Genomic DNA, 5,329 nt, shown 5'->3' on the forward strand with positions numbered 1-5,329 from the left:
CACTTGGCTTTGATGTCGGAGAGTCGATACTCAATGCTTCTAGCTGAGTCAGCTTCGCACGTGCGTTTTTGATCACTGCTTTAGGCACGCCAGCCAATCCTGCAACCGCAAGGCCGTAAGATTTACTTGCGGCACCTTCTTGAACTGCGTGCATAAAGGCAATGCTGTCGCCATGTTCAACCGCATCTAAGTGTACGTTCGCTAAGGTTGGTATTTGGTTTGGTAGCTCAGTTAGCTCAAAGTAGTGCGTTGCAAATAGTGTCATCGCATTGATTTGATTGGCTAGCCATTCCGCACTTGCCCAAGCCAGAGACAGACCATCGTAAGTACTGGTACCACGACCGATTTCATCCATTAACACAAGGCTATTTGGTGTCGCGTTGTGCAGAATGTTTGCGGTTTCTGTCATCTCAACCATGAAGGTTGAACGACCCGAAGCTAAGTCATCGGATGCGCCAATACGAGTAAAGATACGGTCGATAGAACCAATCGTCGCGCTTTCTGCTGGAACATAACAACCGATATGAGCCATCAGCGCAATGAGTGCGGTCTGGCGCATGTAGGTCGACTTACCACCCATGTTTGGACCTGTGATGATCAGCATCTTACGTTGATCATTGAGGTCGATAGGGTTAGCAATAAACGGTTCGTCCATTACTTGTTCAACAACGGGGTGACGACCCGCCTGAATTTGTACACCAGCTGACTCAGTCATGGTTGGACGACAGTAATCAAGGGTGTCTGCGCGTTCAGCTAAGTTTTGAAGAACATCCAGTTGAGACACTGAAGAAGCAATGTTTTGTAGTCGCTCTAGATAGGGCAGTAACAAATCAAACAACTCATCCCACAACTTCTTCTCGATAGCTAGGGCTTTCGATTTAGAGCTAAGCACTTTGTCTTCATGCTCTTTTAGCTCAGGAATGATGTAACGCTCTGCATTTTTCAGCGTTTGACGGCGAACATAGTGTGGTGGCACAAGGTGGCTTTGTCCGCGGCTTACTTGAATGAAGAAACCGTGTACGTTGTTGTAGCCCACTTTAAGTGTATCGATACCATGACGTTCGCGCTCTTCTTGCTCAAGTTTATCAAGAAATTCGGTTGCGCCAGCTGCAAGGTCGCGCCATTCGTCTAACTCGGCATTGTAGCCTTCTGCAATTACACCACCGTCACGGATAACCACGGGAGGGTTCTCTTTGATCGCTCGCTCAAGTAGTTCAGAAACCTCATCCACAGGCGAGGCATATTGAGCAAGTTGAGTTAGGTATGGGTGCTTCAATTGCGTCAGTGTTTCTGCAAGTTCTGGCAAATATTCCATCGCTTGGCGAAGTCGTGCCATATCACGAGGACGAGCTGAACGAAGTGCCAATCGAGCAAGAATACGTTCGATATCCCCGATCTGTTTTAAGGTTGGCTGTAGTTCTGTGAACAGAGCTAAATCTTTCATTTCACCAATAGCATCTAGGCGCTGATCGAGTGCAGAGATATTGCGCATTGGTTGATGTAACCAGCGCTTAAGCATACGGCTACCCATTGCTGTCGCAGTGTGATCAAGTACTTCGGCAAGGGTGTTATCACTACCACCACCAAGATTTTGCGTGATCTCCAAATTACGGCGAGTCGCTGCATCGAGGATCACCGAGTGATCTTGCTTATCCATCGTCAGTGAACGGATATGTGGAAGGGCAGTACGTTGGGTATCTTTCACGTATTGGATCAAACAACCAGCCGCACATAAGCCTAGTTTCGCGCCTTCTACGCCAAAGCCAACCAGATCGCGAGTACCAAACTGCTTATTCAATTGCTGCTTCGCGGTATCTAATTCAAATTCCCATACCGGGCGGCGGCGATTGCCATTACGGCTTGCCATTAGATTTACAGGTTCGAAATCTTCAGGGAACAGTAGCTCACGAGGTGAGGTTCTCTGCAGTTCTGCCGCCATTGCTTCTTCGGTTTCCGGCTCACATAGCTGGAATCGGCCAGAAGTAATATCAAGCGTCGCGTAGCCAAATTTACCATTGTGGTGGTAAATAGAGGCAATCAGGTTATCAATGCGCTCAGAAAGCAAAGCCTCATCGGTCACGGTACCGGGTGTAACGATACGTACGACAGCACGCTCAACCGGGCCCTTTGAAGTTGCTGGATTACCAATCTGCTCACAAATCGCTACGGACTCGCCCAACTGCACTAACTTCGCAAGGTAACCTTCAACGGCGTGGTATGGAACGCCCGCCATAGGAATAGGCTCACCGTTTGAAGAGCCACGCTTGGTTAGCGAAATATCGAGGAGTTGAGAGGCTTTTTTAGCATCATCGTAGAAAAGCTCGTAGAAATCGCCCATGCGGTAGAACAGCAGAATTTCTGGATTTTCTGCTTTTAGCTTTAGGTACTGCTGCATCATGGGAGTATGTTTTTGATCGGCTTTCACAGTTAACTTCTTTCGTTTATTTCTATTGCGGCTTAGGATACGTGAAAGCGTTTCGTGCGAAAAGCGACACATGCGAAAAGATGCGAATCCGAATGATATGACAGTAGATAAAGGGAAGTTGATGATGCAGATGACTCAAGATCTTAGTGAACAGCTTGGACACTTACTCGCTAAACATAAACACGTTTTAGTGACGGCTGAATCTTGCACTGGCGGTGGGGTTGCTAGCGCGGTGACGGATATCGCAGGGAGCTCTGGTTGGTTTGATCGTGCATTTGTTACTTATAGCAATGAAGCGAAGCAAGAGATGATCGGCGTACAGCTTAAAACCTTAGTTGAGTTCGGTGCGGTGAGTGAGCCTGTCGTAATAGAAATGGCGAGCGGGGCATTGCAACATTCAAATGGGACTATCTCTGTATCGATCAGTGGTATTGCTGGCCCAGGTGGCGCGACCGAAGATAAGCCTGTTGGAACGGTATGTTTCGCTTGGAAAGCACTAAACGGTTGGGATAAAGTAGAAACGCATGTATTTACAGGCGACAGATCACAAGTACGCCAACAAGCCACGCACCATGCCCTACAAGTTATTTATGATTACCTATCAATGGAAGGTAAGTAACATTTGTACAAATTATTTTCACACAGGTATAGACACTGTATGAATCAACAGTATAATAAAAGCCAATTAGTCACCCCTATGTGGGTTAGAAATAGATTCTAGATCGCTTGTTAAGACAACCGATTATGTGGAGATAGTAATGGACGAGAATAAACAAAAAGCGTTAGCCGCAGCCCTTGGTCAGATTGAAAAGCAATTTGGTAAAGGTTCAATCATGCGTCTTGGTGATAACCGCACAATGGACGTAGAAACTATTTCTACAGGTTCTCTATCTCTAGATATCGCACTAGGTGCTGGTGGCCTACCGATGGGACGTATCGTAGAAGTTTACGGTCCAGAATCATCAGGTAAAACAACGTTAACGCTTGAGCTTATTGCTGCAGCACAGAAAGTGGGCAAAACGTGTGCATTCGTCGATGCCGAGCACGCACTAGACCCTATCTACGCTCAAAAGTTGGGTGTTGATATCGACGCTTTGCTTGTGTCTCAACCAGATACAGGCGAACAAGCTCTAGAAATTTGTGATGCACTGGCTCGTTCAGGTGCTATCGATGTTCTTGTTATTGACTCAGTAGCAGCACTAACACCTAAAGCAGAAATCGAAGGCGAAATGGGCGATAGCCACATGGGTCTTCAAGCACGTATGCTTTCTCAAGCAATGCGTAAGCTAACAGGTAACCTTAAGCAGTCTAACTGTATGGCTATCTTCATTAACCAAATTCGTATGAAAATTGGTGTGATGTTTGGTAACCCTGAAACAACAACAGGTGGTAACGCACTTAAGTTCTACGCATCTGTTCGTCTTGATATTCGCCGTACTGGCGCGATTAAAGATGGTGATGAAGTTGTTGGTAACGAAACTCGTATCAAGGTTGTTAAGAACAAGATTGCTGCACCATTCAAACAAGCTGAAACTCAAATCCTTTACGGAAAGGGCTTCAACCGCGAAGGTGAGCTTATCGACTTAGGTGTTAAGAATAAGCTAGTAGAAAAAGCAGGCGCTTGGTACAGCTACAAAGGCGACAAGATCGGCCAAGGTAAAGCTAACGCTGGTAAATACCTGCGTGAAAACCCAGAAGTTGCTCTAGAAATTGATACTAAACTTCGTGAGTTACTGCTAACTCCTGCTGTGCTTGAAGAGAAAGGTGCAGAGAAGGAAGAAGAAAACGAAGAGCTATAAGCTAACGTTTTGTTAAGTCACCTTCATAAGAAAGCATGACTTTGAAAGATTTTAAAGCCTCGAATTTTCGAGGCTTTATTGTTTCAGTCGTAAAAATGTAAGGTATTTGAATGTTTAGAGGAAAGTGACGGTGGTTGCTCTAGATTACTTACAGTCATGCACTCATAGGTCTATTCTTTATCAAATAATCAAAGAAACCCTTTGGGTTAAATCGATTACCGTCAAAAGTTCTTGCCCCTAAAGGCCTATTACTAGACCTTTGTTCGTATCTTATTATTGAATTCGGTCTGCTGAACTAGTGCTTCTTAAGCTCGTCGAGTACCATAGCATTGTGCTGTTCGTGAATCGTATTTACTCTGACGTGTTGGTGCTGATTAGGAGCCAGGCGCTCGTATTCTGTTAGGTAAATATCGCTGTGAATATGCTCTGCGATCATTTTTACAATTAAGCGATTGTTTGCATACAAGCCTAAAGTTTCTTCACGGTGTGAGAACATGAGGGCGAGCTTCATATCGGCTACACACATAAAGCGGTGTGAAGGGTATTCGGTTTCTTCATTTTCAGAACGCGAATGTAATTCTATTTTTTCATGTGGGCTCGCCATTTTGTTGAATGAAAAGCCAATCACTCGAACTCCACGTTCCACGGCGTCGCATAATTCTTTGCCAAACAATTCAAGGTTAAAATCGGTATTCAGGTAAATTTCTAGATTTGCCTGATTAATGATTTCCTTGGCCTTTTGAAGTAAGTTGTCGAACCCCGATACGTTGTAAACGAACTCTTTTTCCTCTTTCAGCATCATCTTAGATAATTCTGATTTAAGGAAATTAATATTAGTGACGGTCTTTTTTTCTATCTGGCTGAAAATCAAGTCTGGTGATTTAGCTTCGTACTCTTTAGTGTCGCCATCAGACATGAAAATGTAGCCATTGGCGTAAAGGTTATCGATAGACGAGTAAACAGAAGAGCGGGAGATAGAGATCTCTTTCGCGATTTTATATCCGCTGGATTGGCCATTTTTGAGTAAATTAATATAAACAAGCGCATCGGTTTTGGTAAACCCAAAATCCATTAATTTGGTGACTAGCTCTGACACGGGTTGTCC

General features: G+C 44.8%; 4 protein-coding genes. 2 read left to right on the top strand and 2 right to left on the bottom strand.

What is annotated here, in order from left to right:
* Positions 1-2,425, bottom strand: a 2,425-nt coding sequence (gene mutS / locus AB4653_RS06780) for a DNA mismatch repair protein MutS (protein WP_372103639.1), incomplete at its 3' end; no start/stop codon positions are given.
* A 124-nt stretch (positions 2,426-2,549) separates the two neighbouring features.
* Between mutS and pncC the strand changes: the two genes are divergently transcribed.
* Positions 2,550-3,044, top strand: coding sequence for a nicotinamide-nucleotide amidase (gene pncC, locus AB4653_RS06785; RefSeq protein ID WP_029223075.1), 495 nt, complete (start codon positions 2,550-2,552; stop codon positions 3,042-3,044).
* Positions 3,045-3,183: 139 nt separating this feature from the next.
* Entirely contained in the window at positions 3,184-4,224 is a 1,041-nt protein-coding gene (recA, locus tag AB4653_RS06790; RefSeq protein WP_009847633.1) for a recombinase RecA, read from the top strand.
* Positions 4,225-4,519: 295 nt separating this feature from the next.
* Here recA and AB4653_RS06795 read toward each other — a convergent pair whose 3' ends face one another.
* Positions 4,520-5,320: a TrmB family transcriptional regulator gene (locus tag AB4653_RS06795; RefSeq protein WP_009847632.1), complete on the bottom strand. Its 801-nt coding sequence runs from the start codon at positions 5,318-5,320 to the stop codon at positions 4,520-4,522.
* Between the last annotated feature and the right edge of the window lie 9 nt (positions 5,321-5,329).

The organism is Vibrio sp. 10N.222.48.A3 (assembly GCF_041475345.1).
GTDB classification, from domain to species: Bacteria; Pseudomonadota; Gammaproteobacteria; order Enterobacterales; family Vibrionaceae; genus Vibrio; species Vibrio tasmaniensis_A.